Annotated in this window: 19 protein-coding genes and 1 tRNA gene; 16 read left to right on the top strand and 4 right to left on the bottom strand. The window is 58.5% G+C overall.

Features of this window, described 5'->3' with window-relative positions; translation table 11 throughout:
• Positions 1 to 73: 73 nt before the first annotated feature.
• The 4 genes from glgD to glgB all read right to left on the bottom strand — a co-directional run bounded on the left by glgD (position 74) and on the right by glgB (position 7,231).
• Positions 74 to 1,201 carry a glucose-1-phosphate adenylyltransferase subunit GlgD gene (gene glgD / locus I4W09_RS00925; protein WP_117736345.1) on the bottom strand — a complete coding sequence of 376 codons (1,128 nt, stop codon included), beginning with the start codon at positions 1,199 to 1,201 and terminating at the stop codon, positions 74 to 76.
• 4 nt (positions 1,202 to 1,205) lie between these two features.
• On the bottom strand, positions 1,206 to 2,354 hold the full coding sequence (locus tag I4W09_RS00920; protein ID WP_118080613.1) for a glucose-1-phosphate adenylyltransferase: 1,149 nt from the start codon (positions 2,352 to 2,354) through the stop codon (positions 1,206 to 1,208).
• Positions 2,355 to 2,461: 107 nt separating this feature from the next.
• Positions 2,462 to 4,888 (bottom strand): glycogen/starch/alpha-glucan phosphorylase, encoded by a 2,427-nt coding sequence (locus tag I4W09_RS00915; RefSeq protein ID WP_196031292.1) that lies wholly within the window; start codon positions 4,886 to 4,888, stop codon positions 2,462 to 2,464.
• Positions 4,889 to 4,981: 93 nt separating this feature from the next.
• Positions 4,982 to 7,231, bottom strand: a complete 2,250-nt coding sequence (gene glgB, locus I4W09_RS00910) for a 1,4-alpha-glucan branching protein GlgB (RefSeq protein ID WP_196031336.1) — start codon at positions 7,229 to 7,231, stop codon at positions 4,982 to 4,984.
• A 331-nt stretch (positions 7,232 to 7,562) separates the two neighbouring features.
• On the opposite strand from glgB, the gene I4W09_RS00905 reads away from it, so the two are divergent.
• From I4W09_RS00905 to I4W09_RS00830, 16 genes are all read left to right on the top strand, one after another.
• Positions 7,563 to 8,252: an HAD family hydrolase gene (locus tag I4W09_RS00905; protein ID WP_196031291.1), complete on the top strand. Its 690-nt coding sequence runs from the start codon at positions 7,563 to 7,565 to the stop codon at positions 8,250 to 8,252.
• A gap of 9 nt (positions 8,253 to 8,261) precedes the next feature.
• The gene (locus I4W09_RS00900; RefSeq protein WP_196031290.1) at positions 8,262 to 8,903 is read left to right on the top strand and encodes a thiamine diphosphokinase; all 642 of its coding nucleotides are present in this window, start codon (positions 8,262 to 8,264) and stop codon (positions 8,901 to 8,903) included.
• A gap of 161 nt (positions 8,904 to 9,064) precedes the next feature.
• A tRNA-Ala gene (locus tag I4W09_RS00895) sits at positions 9,065 to 9,140 on the top strand.
• A gap of 787 nt (positions 9,141 to 9,927) precedes the next feature.
• Positions 9,928 to 10,479 (top strand): antiterminator LoaP, encoded by a 552-nt coding sequence (loaP, locus tag I4W09_RS00890; RefSeq protein ID WP_271756680.1) that lies wholly within the window; start codon positions 9,928 to 9,930, stop codon positions 10,477 to 10,479.
• Positions 10,480 to 10,581: 102 nt separating this feature from the next.
• Entirely contained in the window at positions 10,582 to 11,295 is a 714-nt protein-coding gene (locus I4W09_RS00885) for a sugar transferase (RefSeq protein ID WP_271756679.1), read from the top strand.
• Entirely contained in the window at positions 11,295 to 12,071 is a 777-nt protein-coding gene (locus I4W09_RS00880) for a WecB/TagA/CpsF family glycosyltransferase (RefSeq protein ID WP_196031288.1), read from the top strand. The genes I4W09_RS00885 and I4W09_RS00880 overlap by 1 nt, the downstream gene beginning before the upstream one ends.
• Complete coding sequence (locus I4W09_RS00875; protein WP_196031287.1) at positions 12,072 to 13,130, top strand: polysaccharide biosynthesis protein; 1,059 nt, start codon at positions 12,072 to 12,074, stop codon at positions 13,128 to 13,130.
• Position 13,131: 1 nt separating this feature from the next.
• Positions 13,132 to 14,349 (top strand): polysaccharide biosynthesis C-terminal domain-containing protein, encoded by a 1,218-nt coding sequence (locus tag I4W09_RS00870; RefSeq protein WP_196031286.1) that lies wholly within the window; start codon positions 13,132 to 13,134, stop codon positions 14,347 to 14,349.
• Positions 14,350 to 14,353: 4 nt separating this feature from the next.
• Positions 14,354 to 15,535 carry a non-hydrolyzing UDP-N-acetylglucosamine 2-epimerase gene (gene wecB, locus I4W09_RS00865; protein ID WP_196031285.1) on the top strand — a complete coding sequence of 394 codons (1,182 nt, stop codon included), beginning with the start codon at positions 14,354 to 14,356 and terminating at the stop codon, positions 15,533 to 15,535.
• Between the two features lie 2 nt (positions 15,536 to 15,537).
• On the top strand, positions 15,538 to 16,065 hold the full coding sequence (locus I4W09_RS10600; protein WP_196031284.1) for an acyltransferase: 528 nt from the start codon (positions 15,538 to 15,540) through the stop codon (positions 16,063 to 16,065).
• Positions 16,058 to 16,960, top strand: a complete 903-nt coding sequence (locus I4W09_RS00855; protein ID WP_196031283.1) for a hypothetical protein — start codon at positions 16,058 to 16,060, stop codon at positions 16,958 to 16,960. The genes I4W09_RS10600 and I4W09_RS00855 overlap by 8 nt, the downstream gene beginning before the upstream one ends.
• Positions 16,961 to 16,984: 24 nt before the next feature.
• Entirely contained in the window at positions 16,985 to 18,085 is a 1,101-nt protein-coding gene (locus tag I4W09_RS00850) for a glycosyltransferase family 4 protein (protein ID WP_196031282.1), read from the top strand.
• Positions 18,086 to 18,185: 100 nt separating this feature from the next.
• Positions 18,186 to 18,293: a glycosyltransferase gene (locus tag I4W09_RS10620; RefSeq protein ID WP_371732484.1), complete on the top strand. Its 108-nt coding sequence runs from the start codon at positions 18,186 to 18,188 to the stop codon at positions 18,291 to 18,293.
• A 40-nt stretch (positions 18,294 to 18,333) separates the two neighbouring features.
• Positions 18,334 to 19,416, top strand: coding sequence for a glycosyltransferase (locus I4W09_RS00840; protein ID WP_196031281.1), 1,083 nt, complete (start codon positions 18,334 to 18,336; stop codon positions 19,414 to 19,416).
• A gap of 5 nt (positions 19,417 to 19,421) precedes the next feature.
• The gene (locus I4W09_RS00835) at positions 19,422 to 20,786 is read left to right on the top strand and encodes a hypothetical protein (protein ID WP_196031280.1); all 1,365 of its coding nucleotides are present in this window, start codon (positions 19,422 to 19,424) and stop codon (positions 20,784 to 20,786) included.
• Positions 20,725 to 21,993 (top strand): glycosyltransferase family 4 protein, encoded by a 1,269-nt coding sequence (locus I4W09_RS00830; RefSeq protein ID WP_196031279.1) that lies wholly within the window; start codon positions 20,725 to 20,727, stop codon positions 21,991 to 21,993. The genes I4W09_RS00835 and I4W09_RS00830 overlap by 62 nt, the downstream gene beginning before the upstream one ends.
• The last annotated feature ends 4 nt before the right edge of the window (positions 21,994 to 21,997 follow it).

Raw genomic sequence — 21,997 nt, 5'->3', positions numbered from 1 at the left:
AATTCGAGAATAGCCGCCTGGCGCTAACCGGGCGGCTATTCTACATGTTACGAGCGATGTTGCGGTGCCAACGTTAACGCACGATGGTGGTGTCGGAAGTTAACGGAGCCTTGCCCAGCACCAGAATGTTCTCGGGCGTGCCGCGAAGCTCGGTATTGGTGGGGACCACGTTGTTCTTATCCAGGATGGCATTCTCAACGCGTGCGCCGCTCTTGATGATGCAGCTCTGGTTGATGATCGAGTTGGTCACCGAAGCGCCTTCCTCGACCACGACGCCGCGCGACAGGATCGAGTTGCGCACGGTGCCTTTGATGATGCAGCCGGCCGAGATGATCGAGTTGCACGCGTGGCTGCCGGTCGCATATCGCGAAGGCGGCACGTCGTGAGCCTTGGTCAGGATCGGGCGCTCGGGATCGAAGAGCTGGTCGGCTACGGTCTGGTCGAGCAGGTCCATGCTGCGGCGATACAGCGACTTCTCGCTAAACACGCCCACGACCTCGCCCTTGTACTCGTAACTGCACACGTCGATGTTGCCAAAGTCGCCCTGGAGCGCCTCGAGCAGGTCTAGATAGTCGGCGGCTTGGTAGTGGTCGATGATCTCGAGCAGCGTCTCGCGGTTGACGATGCAGCAGTCCATGGAGGCGTTGTCGCCGTACACGACGCCGGCGCTCACGCCCGTCAGGCGGCCGTTCTCGTTAATCTCGAGCTTGGTCTCGTCATCGACGTTGCGCGTAGCCTTGCAGTACACCACGGTCATCTGGGCACCGGAGTTCTCGTGCGCGTCGATGATGGTGTTGAGGTCCATGTTAAAGATGATGTTGGTGCCCATCATCACGACATAGGGCTTGTCCGAGCGCTGGAACAGCGTCTTGTTGGAGATGATGTCGCGCAGCAGGAAGCGCATGCCGCCCTTGGTGGTGCCATACGCGTTGCCGGGCACCATGAACAGGCCGCCCTTCTTGCGGTCCAGGCCCCAGTCCTTGCCCGAGCCCACGTGGTCGATCAGTGAGCGGTAGTTGCCCGGCATGACGACGCCGACGGTCTTAATGCCGGCATTCATCATGTTGGACAGCGGGAAGTCGATCAGGCGGTAGCGGCCCAAAAACGGAACGGACGCGATGGGGCGGTCCTTGAGCAGCACGCTGCCGTAGGTCGAAGAGTAGTTAGCGGTGATATAACCGATGGCCTTGCGATTGATCATCGGATCATTCCCCCTTCCCGATAACGACGTCATTTCCAACGACGGCCGTATCCTTGGTGGTATCGACAGAGCCGAGCTTCACGCCCTCTTCGACCGTGGAGTTCTCGCCCAAAATAGCGCGGCAGATGTGCGCGCCGCTCTTAACGTGCGCACCCGGCAGCAGCACGGAGTCCTCGACCACGGCGCGCTCCTCGATGATGACATCGGTCGAAATGATCGAGTGGCGAGCGGTGCCGTAGATCTTGCAGCCGTTGGAGACCAGGCAGTCGTCCAGGCGGCCGTCCGGGCCAATGTAGTGCGGCGGACGCGTGGTGATGTTGGACATGATGGGGAAGTGCTTGTCGAACAAATCGAACTCGGGGTTGTTGCCCAGCAGGTCCATCGAGGTCTCGTGGAAGCTGGCGATGGTGCCGACGTCCTTCCAAAAGCCGTGGAACTCGTAGCTGTACAGGCGCTTGCCCTCGCCGAGCAGTTTGGGGATGATGTCCTTGCCAAAGTCGTGGCTCGAGCGCTGGTCTAGAGCGTCCTCTTCGAGCGCCTCGATCAGCACGTCGGCCGAGAAGATGTAGATGCCCATGGACGCGAGGTTCGAATCGGGCTTATCGGGCTTCTCGGTGAACTTGGTGATGCGGCCGTCCTCGGGGTCGGTGGTCAGGATGCCAAAGCGGCTGGCCTCTTCCCACGGCACGGGCATAACGCTCACCGTGAGGTCGGCGTTGTTCTCAATGTGCGTCTTGAGCATCTTGCGGTAGTCCATGCGATACAGGTGATCGCCCGAAAGAATCAGGACGTACTTGGGGTCGTTGGCCTTGATGTAGTCCAGGTTCTGCGTAATGGCGTCGGCCGTGCCCGCATACCAGGCGCCACCGGTCTGCGTCTCGTACGGCGGCAGAATCGACACGCCGCCGTCGCGGCTGTCCAGATCCCAGGCCTCGCCGGAGCCCACATAGGCATGCAGCAGGTAGGGGCGATACTGCGTCAGAACGCCCACCGTGTCGATGCCCGAGTTGGAGCAGTTGGAGAGCGAAAAGTCGATAATGCGGAACTTGCCACCAAAGCTAACCGCCGGCTTAGCGATCTTTTGGGTGAGTGCCCCCAATCGGCTGCCCTGTCCTCCTGCGAGGAGCATCGCGATGCATTCTTTCTTACTCATCGATTTCTCCTTCTGTCATCGATGTTCCTAACCCATTAGCGACGGGCGCGGCGCTCGGTCGCGCCCGTCGAGTAATGCCGTGCTGGCATAGGGGAGCTCGCGCGCCTTTACGCGTGCCAGATCTCGTCGCGGTACTCGCGAATGGTGCGGTCGCTCGAGAACCAGCCGCTCGAGGCAGTGTTGAGCAGGGCCTTGCGGTTCCAGGTCTCCTGGTCGCCATAGCTGCCGGTGAGCTTCTCCCACGCATCCACGTAGCTGCGGAAGTCTGCCATGACCAGGTCGGGGTCGTTGTTGTTCATGAGCTCGTTGTAGATGCTCTCGAAGTTGCCCGAAAGACCCGCAAACGTGTTGTCCTTGAGCTCGTCCATCACGCGGCCCAGACGCTCGCGATCGTTGTTGAGCGTATCCCACGCAAAGTAGCTGTTGGATGCCCAGAGCTGCTCGACCTCAGGAGCGGTCAGGCCAAAGATGGCCTCGTTCTCGCGGCCGGCCAGGTCGGCGATTTCGATGTTGGCGCCGTCGAGGGTGCCCAGCGTAATGGCGCCGTTCATCATGAGCTTCATGTTGGACGTGCCCGAGGCCTCCTTGCCGGCCGTGGAGATCTGCTCCGAGATCTCGGCGGCGGGGTAGATGAGCTGGGCGTTGCTCACGCGGAAGTTGGGGATAAAGCAGACCTTCATGACCTCGTTGACGCGCGGGTCGTTGTTGATGACATCGGCCACGGAGTTAATGAGGCGGATGGTCTCCTTGGCGAAGGTGTAGCTCGAGGCGGCCTTGCCGCTAAAGATGAAGGTCGTCGGCGTCACGTGGAAGTTGGGATCGGCGATACGACGGTTGTAGATGTCCATCACCTTCATGATGTTCATGAGCTGGCGCTTGTAGGCGTGGAAGCGCTTTACCTGAACATCGAAGACGGTGTTGGGATCGATGACCAGACCGGTCTCGGCCTTAACGTAGGCAGCCAGGCGCTCCTTGTTGGCGCGCTTGGAGGCACCCACGGCTTTCAGGAACTCGGTGTCGTCCTTAAACTCCTTGAGCTTTTCCAGCTCAAAGGCGTCCTTGAGCCAGCCGTCGCCAATAGCCTCTGTCACGAGCTTGGCATAGGTGGGGTTGGCTTCGGCAAAGAAGCGACGGTGCGAGATGCCGTTGGTCTTGTTGTTGAACTTCTCGGGCGTCAGGGCATAGAAGTCCTTGAGCACGATGTTTTTGATGATGTCGGAGTGGATCTTGGCCACGCCGTTGACGCTGTGGCTGCAGATCACGGACAGGTTGGCCATGCGAATCTCGCCGTCCCACAGGATGGCGGTCTGACGCAGACGCTCCTGCCAGCCCTCCTGCGTGGTGTCGAACGACTCGTGCCAACGACGGCTGATCTCGTCGATGATCTGGTACACACGGGGGAGGAGCTTGGAGAACATGCCGATGGGCCACTTCTCCAGGGCCTCGGGCAGGATGGTGTGGTTGGTGTAGCTCACGACCTGCGTCACGATGTTCCAGGCGTCATCCCACTCGAGCTTCTTCTCGTCGATGAGGATGCGCATGAGCTCGGGGCCGCACATGGCCGGGTGCGTGTCGTTGGTGTGGATGGCAACAAACTGCGGCAGCAGATCCCAGTTCTCGCCGTGCTCCTTCTCAAAGGTGTCGAGTAGGCTGTAGATGCCGGCCGAGACAAACAGGTACTCCTGCTTCAGGCGCAGCAGACGGCCGTGCTCGCCGGCGTCGTTGGGGTAGAGGATGGCGCTGATGGCTTCGGCCTCGGCGCGCTCGGCGTCGGCCAGGGCATAGTCGCCGCGGTTGAAGGCTTCCAGGTCAAAGTGCTCCTCGACCGGCTCGGCGGCCCATACGCGCAGCTTGTTGACGGTCTCGCCGGCATAGCCCACCACGGGGATGTCATAAGGGACGGCCAGGATGTCCTGCGTGTCCACCGTGCGGTAGAACGTGCGGCCGTTCTCCTCAAAGCCCTCAACATGGCCACCAAACTTGATGGTCACGGCCTTGTCCTGACGGCGGACCTCCCAGGGATAGCCGTGGGTGAGCCACTCGTCGGTGGCCTCGACCTGGCTGCCGTTGATGATCTCCTGCTTAAACAGGCCGTAGCGGTAGCGCATACCGTTGCCGTAGCCGGCGATGCCCTCGGCTGCCATGGAATCCAGGAAGCATGCGGCAAGACGGCCCAGGCCACCGTTGCCCAGCGCCGGATCGGGCTCCTGATTCTCGATGACGGACAAGTCGAAGCCCATGTCGTCGAGTGCCTCGGCGACCATATCGCGCACGCCAAAGTTGAGCAGGTAGTTGTCGAGCAGGCGGCCGATCAAAAACTCGATAGAGAAGTAGTACACGCGCTTCTTGCCCTCGGCGGTGGCGCGGGCGTCGCTCTTGGTGGCAACGGTGCGGGCCTTCTCGGCCACGAGCTTGGCCAGGGCGTTGAAGCGGTCGAGGTCGCTGGCGGCCTCGACGCTCTTGCCGCTGATGCTCATGACGGCATCGCGATAGAGTTCGGTAAACTCCTGCTTGTTGTCGAAGATCTTATTCATACGTTCCTTCCCCCGGGGATGATTCTCCCGGAACGGTTATGACTTGTATCCTACGCCCCGTCGGGGCGGGTAATTACAGCTGTAACGGTTTTGTTACGGTTTCTTGGCAGGAGCCTTAACAGCAGCCGTCTTGGCCTTGGGAGCAGCCTTTTTTGTGGCCGCCTTCTTGGCCGTGGTGGACTTGGCTGAAGCCTTGGCAGCCTTCGCCTTGGCCGGAGCCTTCTTGGCTGCCGCGGTCTTGGGCTTCACCGAGGACGCACACTTGCGCGTCGCCTTCTTGGGCTCCTCGACCACGGGCGGCTTGTAGCTACTGGGACCGCGGCGTTTAAGCACCACGCCTGCCAGGCCGGGCACCTTAATCTCGATAGAGTCCATCTGCCCGTTCCAGGGATAGGGCTCGCTCGAGCAGGTGTAGGGCTCCTCACCGGCATAGCCGCTGCCACCAAACTCGGGACGGTCGGAATCGAAGATGACCTCCCAGTCGCCCTCGCGCGGCACGCCCACGCGGAAGCTCTCGTAGCTCGCCGGGTCAAAGTTGATCAGGATTACCAGGTCGTCATCAATATCTTCGCCCTGACGCACAAAGCTCACGATGGACTGCTTGGAGTTGTCCGCGTCGATCCAGGTAAAGCCGTCGTCGGTGTAGCCGCGCTCGTACAGGGCCGGCTCGGCGGTGTACAGGTGGTTGAGCGCCTTGATAAACGCCTGATGATGCTTGTGGGTCTCGTACTCCTCGGTCAGGAACCACTGAATGGACTCGTAGTAGCGCCACTCAATAAACTGGCCGATCTCGTTGCCCATAAAGTTGAGCTTGGCACCGGGGTGCGTCATCTGGTAGAAGGCCAGCGTGCGCAGACCTGCAAACTGGCGCCACCAGTCGCCCGGCATGCGGCCGATGAGCGAGCACTTGCCGTGTACGACCTCGTCGTGGCTGAGCGGGCAGATGAAGTTCTCGGTAAAGGCGTACATGATGGAGAACGTGAGCAAGCCGTGGTTGCCGGGGCGCCACGGAAAATCAGTCTGCATGTAGTGCAGGGTGTCGTTCATCCAGCCCATGTCCCACTTGTAGTGGAAGCCCAGGCCGCCGTCCTGCGGCGGATAGGTCACGAGCGGCCACGCGGTGGACTCCTCGGCCATCATCATCACGTCGGGGTAGTGTGCCTCTACAGCGCAGTTGACCTGGCGAATAAACGCGCTGGCGTCCAGGTCCTCCTCGGTACCGTACTTGTTGAACTTCTTTTGGCCCGGATCGTCGATGCCAAAGTTGAGGTACAGCATGCTGGACACGCCGTCCATGCGAATGCCGTCCACGTGGAAGTTCTCGAGCCAGTACAGCACGTTGGAGACCAGGAAGGAGCGGACCTCGCCGCGGGCGAAGTCAAACTTGTGCGTGCCCCAGTTGGGGTGAATCTCGTGCTCAAACAGCATGTGGCCGTTAAAGGTGGCAAGGCCGTGGGAGTCGGCGCAAAAACCGCCGGGCACCCAGTCCATGATCACGCCGATGCCCGCTTCGTGGCATGCATCGATAAAGTGCATGAGCTGCTGCGGGTTGCCGTAGCGCGACGTAGCGGCGTAATAGCCGGTTGTCTGGTAGCCCCAGGAGCCGTCGAAGGGATGCTCCATAAGCGGCATGACCTCGATATGCGTATAGCCCATGTCGCGCACGTAGTCCACGAGCTCCACCGACAGGTCGTCGTAGGTGTAGAACTCGCCGCGCTGCGCGGGGAAGGGATCCATGGGGCCGGGGTAGTTGCCGTACTCGTCGGGCTCGCCCTGCGGCGCGTCGCCGTGGCGCTTCCACGAGCCAATATGCACCTCGTAGATGTTGAGCGGCTGCGACATGTGGTTATGGTCGGCACGGCGCTTGAGCCATGCGGCGTCGTTCCACTGGTAGCCATCGAGGGTCCACAGCACGCTGGCGGTACCCGGAGGGCACTCGGCCTTAAAGGCGTACGGATCGGCCTTATAGAGCTTTTCGCCCTCGTTGGTCTCGATAAGGTATTTATAGAGCTGACCCTGCTCGGCGCCAGGAATAAAGCCTTCCCAAATAGCGCTCGTATGCATGGGCACCAGCGGGTTGGCTTGCTCATCCCAATCGTTAAATTCGCCAATGACATGGACGCTCTTTACGTCGGGCGCCCAAACGCAAAAACGCCAGCCGCGCGTACGGTTCTGCGTGTCGGGGTGCGCGCCCATCTTTTCCCAGCTGCGCTCCCACGTACCGATGCCAAACAGGTAGACATCGTCTTTGGTGAGCTCCGGCGCGTGCGGGGCGGCTTTACGGGTAGCAGGCTTTTTGGTTGCTGGCTTAAGCTTTGTATCGCTCACGTTTGATCCCATCATGACGCGGCAGCGTGTTGCCTTGGTGACTAGATGCGAAAGGTCCAAGGCTGCACGAATCGAAGGGACGGCGACAGTTCTATGATTCGTTCCACCTCGCGTGCTCGGTGGAACTTTCGGCAAAAACTACGATAACACCTGTACGTTAGTTTTATGAACGAAAGTGGATTTGCGGTGGCGTTTAATCGGTAAGCGCCATGTTTATACCACTGGCAGAATTGCGATGGTAAAACTCTTGACAGCTTTACCAATTAGGGTTTCTAGATTGTTAGGTTTACGTTTGGTAAAACGTTTTTAGCAGGTTGTTTACCATTTGACATCGAAAGGCTCGTTTATGGACCGCATCGCTGCCCCAAGTGTTGCTTTTATTTTCGATTGCGACGGCACGCTGGTTAATAGCACTCCCGTTTGGGCCTATGCCCAGCCCGAGTTATTGCACCGCCACGGAGTTGACGTGACGGTCGACGATTTTGCCCAGTTTGAGCATTTGTCGCTCGAGGACGAGTGCCAGGCCTACCACGATATCTGGGGCATTGGCACAAATGGCGAGGAGCTCTACCGCGAGTTGAGCGACATTCTGATCGATGGCTACTCAAAGGTGCCGCCGCGCGAGGGCCTGATTGCATTTCTGAAGCAGGCGAAGGAGGCCGGTATTCCCATGTGCGTTGCCACGTCCACGCCGGCCGAGCTGGTTACGTCTGCACTTGCGGGCGCCGGGCTCGATACCTACATGGAGTTTATTACCACGACGGGCGAGGCGGGACGCTCCAAGCAGTTCCCCGATGTGTACGAGCTGGCGCTGCGCCGCCTCGAGGAGCGCCACGGCTGCAAGTTTGAGCGCGCCTGGGTGTTTGAGGACGCCGTCTTTGGTCTAAAGAGCTCTGGCACCGCCGGCTTTAAGCGCGTGGGCATCTATGACCCGCACGGCCGTATGGAGCGCGATGAGGTCCGCGACAACTGCGAGATCTTTATCGACGGCTATGAAGACCTGGATCTGGCCCGCGTGCTTGCGTTTGAGGGATAGGCGAGAGCTGTGGCTTGCAAGGTATTGGTGGTTTGCGGCTCGCCCGTGGTGGCGAGCGCGGATCTGTTGCGTAGGTTGGCGGGGGAGTGCGATCACGTTGTCGCCGTGGACCGCGGGCTCGACGCGCTGCTGGGCGCGGGACTAGGTTGCGACGTCTACGTGGGCGACGCCGACACCGTAAGCGATGAGGGTCGCGCGTTGGTCGATGCCGCCGAGGCCTTTGAGGTGGAGCGCCACGACCCCTACAAGGATTATACCGATCTGGCGCTGGCGCTCGATTCCGTCCGCCGTCGCTGGCCGGGTGCCGAGGTGGTTGCGACCTGCGCCACCGGCGGCCGTCCGGATATGGCACTTTCCGTACTGGGGTTGCTTGCGGGCTACGAGGATGCCCCCGTCCGGATCGAAGAAGACGAAGTAACGGCCAGAATCCTGCACCAGGACGAGAGCTGGACCATCGAAAACGCCGAGGGCAAAACCTTCTCCATCATCGCCATAGCTCCCAACACAGAGATAAGCGAACACGGCCTAGAATGGGAACTAGACCACAGCCCCCTAGGACTCTTGGCTGACACGGGCATTAGCAACGTAGTAAGATCAACAGCCACGATCCAAGTCCACGCTGGCACTGCCATCGCTTACCTCCACAAGTAAAGGCCATCGCATCAGGGTTTTATCGGGACGGTGGCTAAAAATAATCGCTCGTAGAGTGATTATTTTTAGCCACCGTCCCGATAAAACCCGTAAGTAAGAAGATCAACCCAAAAAACATCTTGCACAACTAAGAATCTTCCCCTATAGTATCTCCTCGTCACGGGGGCGTAGCTCAGCTGGGAGAGCGCTTGACTGGCAGTCAAGAGGTCAGGGGTTCGATTCCCCTCGTCTCCACCACCGTGAATGCAAAGCCTCCGGGAAACTGGAGGCTTTTTTTCATATGCAGCCACCGCGCAAACCAAAGTGACTCCACACCAGCACCCACACCCAAAAAAGTTGCGCAATTTATTTCCCACTTCTGTACATAGTTTGTTAACCCAGCATAATTCCTTATTGCATTTCCCGCCGTCAGCGTTGTGGCTCGGGCGGTGCGTGCCAACAACTACACCCGCATAAACCTGCGTCAATGTGAACAAGTTTGCAAAATAACCCCCTTTAGCACTGCAAATGTACGATATGTTGCCGCGCACGGCCTAAATCGGTTTCTAGTTGCCTTGTGCTAGGATATCTATCGTTACATGGGTTCAACTGTGCCCACGGCTCCAGTAAGCCGCAAAGCGCAGGGTCGATCAGCATCCGGCCGTAACGGCGGTGCCAGAAAAACCACGAGCCCCAATAGCGTCGTCATGCGTATCGCATTGAATGATTTTGTTCTTGTCTATGTGCAAGTTCATTCGATTCGGCATTTCATGACAAATCGCAGCAGTCCTACAGCTGTTTGCGCGTGGTCCAGTTTTGTTCCCGCTTGACTGGATCGCGCGCAGCCAGCTGGAGTCGCGTTCATTTTTGCGATACACGTTCGCGACTCTAGCCACTGCACTTATACATACCGTTCACGGTGGGGCAGAGCCACGTGCTTGTCTAACTGGGCTCAGGGTTTGAATATGGAGCGCCTTCGCGCACAAGCGCCCTGGCGTAGCCATACCCAAACCCCGTGAGCCACACGTAAGACAGCAAGGGGGTGGTGCTCGTGTGGTATGTGATTCAGGTCATTAACGGTCGCGAAGACATAATGCGCGAGCGCATAGAGCATATGGTGCCGGCTGGCGTCATGCAGGAGCTCTTTTATCCCCAATTTCAGACCGAGATCAAGGTACACGGCGAATGGGTCAATACGACCAAGCCGCTCTTTCCCGGTTATCTTATCTGCGATACGGCAGATCCCCGTACCGTGCAACAGTACCTGCTACGCATGGACGACTTTGCCCGGGTGTTATCCCAGGACGGTCAGTTTGTGCCGCTGGCAAAAGAAGAGGTCCAGCTTATTGGCGGCTTTACGCATAGGGGAGACCGCGTAGTGCCCATGAGCGAGGCCCTAAAAGACGGCGACCAGGTCGTAGTTACGGCAGGTCCGTTGCTGGGCCACGAAGGCCTTGTCAAAACCATTAATAGACGCAAGAGCACTGCTTATTTGGAGCTCAACCTGTGCGGCCGTCGCGTAACTACGCGCGTTGGTCTCGCGGTGCTTTCGGCCGAGCAGCGCGTAATGCGAAACCTTAAAAAGGCGATCGTTTAGCTGTTGGCGACAGCTAAACGGAACAGGGAGGATCCTCGGGGGCGGGACGTAGGTTTGAAGGAAATACCGTCAGATTAAACTGAATATTCAGCAGAAGCGCCGGTGGGGGCCGCGCTTGTTGCCCAGGCCATGAGTGGCGGCGAGGTGACCGTTCGCTACAAGGCCATGGAGGCCGTGAAGGACTGGGACCGCACGCGTCTGGGCTACCGGGCCGTTAAACGCACGTTCGACATCGTGTTCAGCGGCTGCGTGTTGGCTGTCATCGCCATTCCGAGCCTGATTTTGGCCGCGGCCATCCGCCTGGAGAGCGAGGGCAACCCCTTCTACAGCCAGATTCGCATGGGCCAGACCCACCGCGACGGCAGCCTGTCCACCTTCCGCATGTGGAAGTTCCGCAGCATGTACAAAGATGCCGACGAGCGCCTCGCTGAGCTCAAGGAACAGAACGAGATTGCCGGCGCCATGTTCAAGATGAGGGAGGACCCCCGCGTCACGAAGATAGGCAAGTTCATCCGCAAGCACTCCATCGACGAGTTCCCGCAGTTCGTCAACGTGTTCCTGGGCCAGATGTCCGTTGTCGGCCCACGCCCGCCGTTGCCGAATGAGGTCGCGGAGTACACCGAGTACGACCTGCAGCGCCTGGCCGTGAAGCCCGGCATCACCGGCTGGTGGCAGGTTACGGAGCGCAACTCGACCGGGTTCGACGGCATGGTCCGCCGAGACTTGGAGTACATCGCCAAGCGCGGACCCGTTACGGACCTCAAGATCGTCATCCTCACGGTGATCGAGGTCATCACCGGCAAGGGTGCGTGCTAATGCTCCAAGACTATTCAAGATTCGCTGAACTCAAGCGCGTTCCCGTAATCGATGTTCCGATCACGGGAACCAATATGTCTGAGTGTGTCGAGTTTCTTACTCGTCATATAGATGAGTTACATGGCGAATATATTTGCGTTTCAAATGCTCATACCTCGGTTATGGCTCATGACGACCCCTCCTATTGGGTCTGCCAAGCCGAATCCCTCATGTCCGTTCCCGACGGCAAACCTTTATCTGTTATCGGATGCAAAACAATCGAGTCAATGGGGCGTGTGACCGGTCCCGATCTGATGCGAGAGATATTCAGCATTTCCGCGCAGCAAGGATGGAGCCACTACTTTTACGGCAACGAGCAGAAGAACCTCGAGGCTCTCAAAGATTCACTTCAAGAGGAATATCCGGGATTGAAAATCGCCGGCATGGAGCCTTCGGCCTTCCGTCCGCTCTCCGATGGAGAGAAACGAGAGCTATCCCGACACATCGCAGAATCAGGTGCGGACTTCGCATGGATCGCGTTGGGTGCACCCCGTCAGGAAGTCCTCATGCATGAGCTTAAAGGCGGCCCCCAACCTTTGATGATTGGCGTCGGTGGCGCGTTCAACGTTCTCGCTGGCGTGGTGCCAGAGGCGCCGATGTGGATGCAAAACCTGAGTCTTGAGTGGCTCTATCGATTGATGCAGGAGCCGAAGCGACTCTTCAAACGTTACCTCGTAACTAATACGAAATTTCTCTTTTACCAGTTTACAAAAGCCAAACGTAAGGAAGGCAAATAGATGAACGATTCGACCACCTTTAAAGACAAGACCCTCATGATCACGGGCGGCACCGGCTCGTTCGGCAACACCGTGCTCAAGCACTTCATGAACACCGACCTGGCCGAGATCCGCATCTTCTCGCGCGACGAGAAGAAGCAGGACGACATGCGCCACCGCCTGCAGGAGAGGTCGCCCGAACTCGCCTCCAAGGTGCGATTCTTCATCGGCGACGTCCGCAACGCCCAGAGCGTGCGCGACGCCATGCACGGCGTGGACTACATCTTCCACGCCGCCGCACTCAAGCAGGTGCCCTCCTGCGAGTTCTTCCCCATGGAGGCCGTCCGCACCAACGTCATCGGCACGGACAACGTGCTCCACGCAGCCATCGACGAGGGCGTCGACCGCGTCGTGTGCCTGTCCACGGACAAGGCCGCATACCCCATCAACGCCATGGGCAAGTCCAAGGCCATGATGGAGTCCATCATCTACGCCAACGCCCGCAACGGCGCCGGCCGCACCACCATCTGCTGCACCCGCTACGGCAACGTCATGTGCTCGCGCGGCTCGGTCATTCCCCTCTTCATCGACCGCATCAGGAAGGGCGAGCCGCTGACGGTCACCGACCCCAACATGACCCGCTTCCTCATGAACCTGGACGAGGCGGTGGACCTGGTGCAGTTCGCCTTCGAGCACGCCAACCCCGGCGACCTGTTCATCCAGAAGGCGCCGGCCTCGACCATCGGCGACCTCGCCGAGGCCGTCCAGGAGGTCTTCGGCCGCGTCGGCACCCAGGTGATCGGCACCCGCCACGGCGAGAAGCTGTTCGAGACCCTCATGACCCGCGAGGAGCGCCTGCGCGCCGAGGACATGGGCGGCTACTACCGCGTGGCCTGCGACTCGCGCGACCTGAACTACGACAAGTTCGTCGTGGACGGCGAGGTGGAGACCCAGGCAGACGAGTCCTACACCTCCCACAACACCGAGAGGCTCGACGTGGAGGGCACCATCGCCAAGATCAAGACCGCCGAGTACGTGCAGTTGGCCCTGGAGGGCCGCGAGCACGAGGCGGTGCAGTAGGGTGCGCGTCCTCGTCACTGGCGCCAGGGGCTTCGTGGGCAGGAACCTCTGCTGCGCGCTGAAGAACATACGCGACGGCAAGGACCGCCGCGAGAGATTTGCGGGCCTGCTGCCCCTCGAGGTCATGGAGTACGACATCGACTCGACCCAGGAGGAGCTGGAGGACTACTGCTCGCGCGCGGACTTCGTCTTCAACCTGGCCGGCGTCAACCGCCCAAAGGAGCAATCCGAGTTCATGGAGGGCAATTTCGGGTTCGCCTCGACGCTGCTCGACGCCCTCGAGCGCCACGGCAACAGGTGCCCCGTCATGCTCTCCAGCTCCGCGCAGGCGAGCCTCTCGGGCCGCTTCGAGGGCTCGGTCTACGGCGAGTCCAAGCTCGCGGGGGAGGGGCTGTTCCGCGAGTACTCGGATCGCACCGGCGCCCCCGTGCTCATCTACCGCTTCCCCAACCTCTACGGCAAGTGGTGCCGACCGCGCTACAACTCCGCCGTGGCGACCTTCTGCGACGCCATCGCGAACGGAAGCCCCTACACCGTGAACGACCCCTCGGTGGAGCTTGAGCTCCTCTACATCGACGACCTGGTCGGCGAGATGCTGGGCACGCTGCTGGGGGAGGAGCACCGCTGCGGCTACGACGGGCTCGAGCGTGTCGACGGTGATGATTTCTGCTACGTCCCCGACACCGACGTGAAGTCCCTGGGCGAGATCGTCTGCCTGCTCGACAGCTTCCGAGACAGCCGCGAGTCCCTCTCGGTGCCCGACCTCACCGAGGGCTCCTTCTCCAAGAAGCTCTGGAGCACGTTCCTGTCCTACTACGAGCCGGGCAACTTCGCCTACGGCCTCAGGCCCAACACGGACGCACGCGGCTCGTTCACGGAGTTCCTGCGCACGCCCGAGCGCGGCCAGGTCTCCGTCAACGTCTCGAGGCCCGGCATCACCAAGGGCAACCACTGGCACATGAGCAAGTGGGAGAGGTTCCTGGTGGTCTCCGGCACCGCCTCCATCAAGCTGAGGAAGGTGGGGGAGGATTCCAAGGGCAACCCGTTCCCCGTCGACGAGTACGTCGTCAAGGGGAGCGACATGCGCGTGGTCGAGATGATCCCCGGCTATACGCACTCCATCACTAACCTGTCCGACACCGAGGACCTCGTGACGATCATGTGGGCCAACGAGCCTTTCGACCCCGAGAGCCCCGACACCTACTACGAGGAGGTCTAGCCGCATGGGCAAGGACTATTCCGATATTGCATTCGAGGATGACGGCCGCCTGAAGCTCCTGATCATCGTGGGCACGCGCCCCGAGGTCATCCGCCTGTCCGAGGTCATCAAGAAGTGCCGCCGCCACTTCGACTGCCTGCTGGCGCACACCGGGCAGAACTACGACTACACCTTGAACGGCATCTTCTTCCGCGACCTGTCGCTGGACGATCCGGACGTCTACCTGGACGCCGTGGGCGCCGACCTGGGCGAGACCGTGGGCAACATCATCGCCGCGAGCTACAGGCTCATGGTCCAGGTCCAGCCCGACGCCCTGTTGATCCTGGGCGACACCAACAGCTGCCTGTCCGCCATCGCGGCAAAGCGCCTGCACATCCCCATCTTCCACATGGAGGCGGGAAACCGCTGCAAGGACGAGTGCCTGCCCGAGGAGACCAACCGCCGCATCGTCGACGTGATCTCCGACGTCAACCTTGCCTACTCCGAGCACGCCCGCCGCTACCTCAAGGACACCGGCTGCGCCCCGGAGCGCACCTACGTCACGGGTTCTCCCATGGCAGAGGTCCTGCGCGCTAACCTGGACAAGATCGAGGCGTCGGGCGTCCTGACCGAGCTCGGCCTGGAGCCCAAGCGCTACATGCTGCTCTCCGCCCACCGCGAGGAGAACATCGACACCGAGGCCAACTTCACGAGCCTGTTCACCGCGATCAACGCGCTGGCCGAGAAGTACGACATGCCGATCCTGTACTCCTGCCACCCGCGCTCCCGTAAGCGCCTGGAGGCCACCGGGTTCAAGCTTGACCCGCGCGTGCGCATGCACGAACCTATGGGCTTCCACGACTATAACTGCCTGCAGATGAACGCCTTCGCCGTGGTCTCAGACTCCGGCACCCTGCCCGAGGAGTCCAGCTTCTTCGCGAGTATCGGCCGCCCGTTCCCGGCCGTTTGCATCCGCACCTCCACCGAGCGCCCCGAGGCCCTGGACAAGGCCTGCTTCACGCTGGCCGGCATCAGCGAGCGGGGCCTGCTCCAGGCCGTCCACACCGCCGTCGAGCTCGACGCGGAGGGGTCGCTGCCCGAGGCGCCCGTCCCCGATTACGCCGACGAGACCGTGTCCACCAAGGTGGTCAAGATCATCCAGAGCTACACCGGCGTGGTGGACAAGATGGTGTGGAGGAAGGCTTAGCCATGGGTCTTGTCTATAAGATTCTTGACGGTGTCTCACGTGCCTATAACAAGCTTCTTCTAATGCCCTCGTTGCGCCGCTCCTTTGCTGCTTGCGGCAAGAACGTGACCCTGGGCCGCCGCAGCGAGATTGCCGGAGCGGGCAATATCTACATGGGCCATGACGTGTACCTTGGCCCTGGAGCAACGCTGCTCACAACCCGGGCGAAAATTCACATCGGCGACTATGTCATGAGCGGACCCAACCTTACCGTTATCACCGGCGATCACCGCACCGACATCCTCGATCGCCCCATGATGGAGCTTACCGATGAGGACAAGCTCCCCGATAACGACCAGGATGTCGTTATCGGTAACGACGTGTGGATGGGCAGTGGAGTGACGATTCTAAAGGGTGTCCACGTCTCTGATCATTCCGTTATTGCCGCCGGTGCCGTCGTAACCAAAGATGTAGAGCCTGAGTATTCAATCTGGGGGGGGGTTCCTGCTCGCATGATTTCTATGAGACCAGGATTCGATGAACATGAATAAAGGCAAAATCGAATATCGCGCAATGCAGTTGCGATATTGTGTGAGACGGTTTGCATATAAGGCCGGCAAACAAGAATATTTGCCAAAGTCTGCATTAAATCGCGACGATTTCAATACGGTTATTTCGAACTTAATTTTATCTGGTAAGCCAATCATGGTAGGCCGGTTTGGTAGTCAAGAGGCTCGTGCAACCGCTTGGGCGCTTGGCGTTGCCAAAGGATACGATAAGGCCATTCCTCTCTATGTTCAGAAACGCATGGCGGTAGGGCCTGGCTTTTTCCCGGCAGACGACGAACATATCAGGCGTTTCGGTCTTCTCATGGCCAAATCGGCAGCCGATTTGGATGCCCTGGCCTATTGGGACTCATTCATGCAGCAATGGCTTTTGAAAGAGGTTTGTGCTAAAGGCATCACCATTTCATATCTAGAAAACCTTGAGCCTTATCGAAATCAGGGCAATCCGTGGACGGCAGCTCTTTCTGGCAAGCGCGTGCTTGTTGTTCACCCTTTTGCAAAAAGTATTGAAGCTCAGTATTCACGGAAAGAGCAGTTGTTTGCTAATAGAAACTTATTACCAGACTTTGAATTGCAGACACTCGTTCCACCTCAAACGATAGCGGGCAGCGCTGATGCCCGTTATACCGATTGGTTTGATGCTTTGAAGCATCTTGAGTTTGAAGTTGACTCCAGGGAGTTTGATGTCGCAATCATTGGCTGTGGAGCGTATGGTTTTCCCCTGGCATCTCACGTGAAACGTTCTGGGCGGCAAGCGATTCATGGGGGGGATGGTTCAGATGCTTTTCGGTATCAAGGGGAAGCGCTGGGACCTCAAACCTATCTCCAAGGAGCTTTACAACTCAAGCTGGATCAGGCCGAGTATGGAAGAGCGGCCTGAACATGCGAATGAAGTGGAGAACGGATGCTACTGGTAAGGCACGGCAAGCAGGGGCTGGATTTCATGGCTAGTCGTGTGCTTATGGTAGGGCCGTCACCTGAGGCCTGGGGTGGCGTAGCAACTGTTGAGAAGAATATCTTGGATGCGGTCGCATCGACGGGTCGAGAGGTTCATTTCGTTGCAACGATGCGTGATGGATCGAAGTTCACGAAAATTTTGATGTTTCCGCAAGCATTTTTCGAGGTTCGTCGTGAACTCCGACAATGCGATGTTTGCCACATCCACACTGCGCTTGGCATGAGCTACAAGAGAAAATATCTGATTTGCAAGGAAGCGGCAAAGGCTAATGTGCCTTATATCCTCCATGTTCATGAGGGTGATTTTGAGAACCAGTACGAACATATGGGCGCCGAAGAACAGACGAAGGTTCGCTGGATGCTGCAGAATGCTTCCCGAGTCATAGCTCTCTCCGAGGAGTGGAGGAGCTATTTCGTCAGAAAGTTTGAGCTAGCAAATATCGTGGTGCTTGAAAATGCTGTATTTGTTCCGCAGGAGGTAAGTGAGCAAAAGGATCCTACGAAGTTTTACTTCTTGGGACGCATGTGCCCTAAGAAGGGTGTAGATACCCTTCTTAGGGCTGTTCGCTGTCTTCTTTTGACCCATCCCGAAACGAAAGTAATGCTTGCTGGGGGTGGCGAAGAACTGGAAAGCTATCAGCAGCTCGCCAACGAGTTGGGCGTTGGACGCAACGTCGAGTTTCTTGGCTGGGCCGACGATCTCATGAAGGCAAGACTTTCCGATGAATGCCTTACATCCGTGCTCCCCTCGGATGCTGAAGGGTTGCCCATGTGCGTGCTCGAGTCTATGGCAGCTGGGTGTGCCTCCATCGCCACTAGAGTGGGCGGCCTACCAAGTCTCATCGATGATGGGGTAAACGGTCTGCTTGTAGAGCCGCGTGACCCAGAGGGTCTTGCGAAGGCGATGAGCAGGTGCATCGAGGCCCCTGACTGGGCTCGTATGATTGCCCAACGCGGTCGCCAAACCATTATTGAACGTTACTCCATGAAGGCTTATCTCAAAAAACTGGAGAGTATTTATGAAAAAGTTGCGCGTGGTAGTGAGTGATTATTAACGCCTGCACTAACAGTACACCGCGAAGGAACTTGCTTGCCGACCGCAAGAGCCCCTCGCGATTGAGAGGCAAGCTTTATTCCAATAAATTGCGTTGCACTGTCTGCCATCAAAGAACGAGGGACTTCCTATGAGCGTCCTCGAGGCCATGGCGATAGACGTTTCAACCGTTGCGACTCCTGTAGGCGGAATAAGGAATTGAAATTTATAGTGATTCTGTCAGCTTAAACTAGAGGAATAAATTGAAATATACAAATTCAGCTCAAGAAGCTGGACATATTGTCTTTGTTCATCCTTCTTTGATGGGTGGCGGTGCCGAGCGCGTCTCTCTTGCGCTCGCATCATACTTCATTGCTCATGGCTTTAGGTTTACGTACCTGCTAACAAAGAGCCCGCTCATTGATTACGACATTCCAGAAGGGGTCGAGGTAGTTTCACAATTCGCTAGCTCCTCGGTTAAACCACTGCAGCAGATTCGCTACATACGTGGCTTCATGAGGGATAATCCGCAGGCGACCTTTATCTCTTTCCTGCCACATCAGAACATGTACACCCTCATAGCCTCCATTGGTCTGACCAACAAGGTCGTCGTGTCGGTTCGCAATGACCCACGCTTCGATTTTCCAGGCAACGCCGTGCTTCCTAAGATGCGCGATGCGCTCTATCGCAAGGCCGTGGCTATCGTATTCCAGACACAGGCTCAGAAGGATTTATTCCCACGACCCCTGCAGGAAAAGGGCACGGTCATCCTAAACCCCATTTCCGCTTCTGTGCCCGAGGCGTACGAGGGATCAAGACGCAAGGCCATCGTGACCTCAGGACGCTTGGAGGAGCAGAAGAATCATGGCATGACAATCCGAGCCTTCGCCGAGTTTCATAAGTCCCACCCTGACTACACGCTCGAAGTGTTCGGCAAGGGAAGCTTGAAATCCGAACTCATTCAGCTCGCAGACGACCTCGGCGTCGCAGATTCTGTCGTCTTCAATGGCTTCAGCCCAGACGCCCTTGAAGACGTGCGAACTGCGTCAGCCTTCGTCATGTCCTCGCGATTCGAAGGACTATCGAACTCCATGCTCGAAGCGCTTGCTATGGGCGTACCCACGGTCTGCACCCGCTGTCTGGGCGGCGGAGCCGAGGCGGTCATCGATGACGGCGTAAACGGTCTTCTCGTCGACGTTGACGACTTTGCTGCCGAGGCGCGCTCATTTGACCGGTTAGTAGATGACCTCGAATTTGCGCAAACCATATCGGCTCAGGCCCGAAGGCTCCGCGACGAGCTTTCGCTCGAGAACATCGGAAACTCCTGGCGGAGGCTGATCTCATAGCCATTATGAACAACAGATTCTTCAATGCCACGGCAGCGTCTCCCGTCAAGGACGGTGGCCGCAAGCAGGCGGTTATCCAGTACTTGCTTTGTTACTGCGTGCTACTCACGGGCAACTCGTATCTCATGGCATACTTCATCGAGCCCTACGTCAACTACCTCGCTTTCGTCGTCATAGCAATCGCGCTTCTCGTCCCCAGGTACTGGCACTTCCGCGATGTGGCGTTTGTAACGAGCGTCCTCGTGATGTCCATGTTAGTAAGGGTCACGGCTGGCGGTGCGGGCATCTCAGTATTCACCCGATATGCGTTAACCATTGGCCTTATCGTACTCGCCATCAAGTTATCGCCAGCGGACTTCCTCAAGCGCATGCTCCGAATCGTGTGCTTCCTTACTGCGGTGAGCCTAGTACTCTACTTCGCCCGTCTCGCAGTCCCCGGCCTGTACTACAGGTTGCCCTTCTATGAGTTCGAGTCGAAAGGCACCTATTACAGCATGGCGGCGGCGGATTCCGTGAACTTCCACACCAAGGGCCTTTTCCTGTGCTGCGTTCGCGAAGGCGAAACGCGCAACATTGGCATCTTCACCGAGCCTGGCGTCTTCCAAGGGGTCCTCACAGCGGCCCTCTTCTGTGTCGTGTTCATGTACGAGCGGCTGAGCGTCAGCCCCAAGGAGCGTGCCGTCTCTGCACTGGTCATCCTCCTCGGCATCGTTACCTGCGGATCTACGACCGGATTAATTTCTTTGCTTGCCATGCTTGCGTTCTATTTCATTCTCCCCTCCGGGGACCTGCGCAGACGAAAAGTCTCGGCGAAGAGTGGTTTCAAGCAATATCTGGTTCTCTTGGTGTCGTTGGGTCTTATGGCGTTGGTGTGCGACTACTACGTGCGCGGCGATGCATCCATCCTCGTTGAGTCCGTATTCAGCAAGCTCTTCAGCTCCGAGGGCTCCTTCAGCGTAAACCAGGGCAACGGCGCTGTGAGAATCGACTCGGTCGTGGCGTCCCTAGAGCTGTTGTCGCAGCACCCTTTCGGAGTCGGATTCGACGAGGTCCAGGCATACAAGGGCGCGCTGTCGGTAGGCGCCGGGTTGTTTACCACCACGGCCGCATTGGGCTTCCCGTTCGCCCTCGCGTACCTCTACTGGCTTTTGGCTCCCGTATTTAGCTCGCGTATTGGTGCCGCCGCCGTCTGCAGTTATCTGTTCCTGTACTTCAACTTCGCGGTTTCACAGTCGCTCGTACTGACGCCGCTGCTCGTGTCCATCTCTGTCTATCTCGCCCTGTGCAACGAGAAGGGGGTGACTGCCGATGAGGATAGCGTGGCTGTGCAACGCGCCGGTGCGCGCGATAAGCGAGGCGCTTGGGCGTAGCGGATCGGTAAATAGTGGATGGCTCGACGGCGCCTTCGCCGACGTGATGTCTGTCGGCGAGCATGAGCTCATCATCTTCTATCCTCAGAAAGCCGAGTCAAGGGTGGAGCGGTCCTCAGGTACCGGTTTCGAGGCCCACGGCTTTTTCTGTTCAAAGGGAGACTTCCGTGAACGCGATGCCGCAAAAGGCTTGTTCACCGAAGTCCTTACATCGACCAAGCCCGACGTCGTACACATCTTCGGCTCGGAGAACGAGTTTGGCGAGCTCATGGCACAAGCCGCCGGGGACTGCGGGCTGTTAGACAGGACGGTCGTCTCAATCCAGGGTCTCGTGTCCGTTATCAGCCGCCAGTTTATGGCCGGTTTCCCGGATACCTGGCTCAAGCGCAGGACGCTCTCTGAACTCAAGAACCGTTGCTCCCTTTATGAGCAGCGCGAGAGCTACCAGAGGCGGGGCCAAAGTGAGGAGCGCCTTATTGCGTCGGTTCACCATATCATTGGGCGCACGAGGTGGGATGAGGGCTGCTGTCGGCTTGTGAACCCAGATATCGAGTACCACCACGTTGGGGAGAGCCTTCGCCCTGAGTTCTACGATGCAACTCCGGCGAGAGATGCGTCGTCGCATAGACTCTACTTCAGCCAGGGCTCCAAACCTATCAAAGCCATGTACCGTCTCGTCGAGGCTCTGCCCGCTATCGCGCGGCGGGTGCCCGACGTGCGGGTCGTCGTCGCGGGCTCTTCCGGTCTGCGCACAGACCCCATGAGAGGCTCCTCCTACGATCGGTATCTAGCGAGGAGGATGGATGAACTTTGCGTTCGCGATCGTTTCGATTTCGTGGGTTCGCTCGGCCCCGACGAGGTTGTCGCCCAGATGGCGCTCTGCTCCGCCTTCGTGTCAACCTCGTCGATTGAGAACTCCCCTAACTCCATGGGTGAGGCCATGATGATGGGACTGCCCTGTGTCGCCACCTTCGTGGGCGGCGTGCCCGACATCGCGGAGCACGGCAAGGAGGCCTTGCTCGTGCCTTTCAATGAGACCGAGCTTATATCAGATGCCCTCATCCGTGTCCTCACTGACGATTCGCTCGCGCACGCTCTCGCTGATGCGGGCAGGAAAAGGGCCAACATAAACCACTCGAGAACTGTAAACCGGGACGCGCTACTCGGAGCATATGCCCGCATCGCGGCCCATGGCGTCTGGAATTAGCTGT

The sequence above is a fragment of the Collinsella aerofaciens genome (assembly GCF_015670795.1).
Classification (GTDB): Bacteria; Actinomycetota; Coriobacteriia; order Coriobacteriales; family Coriobacteriaceae; genus Collinsella; species Collinsella aerofaciens_Q.
The sequence above is the reverse complement of the archived record's forward strand: the minus strand, read 5'-3'. Positions and strand labels throughout refer to the sequence as shown.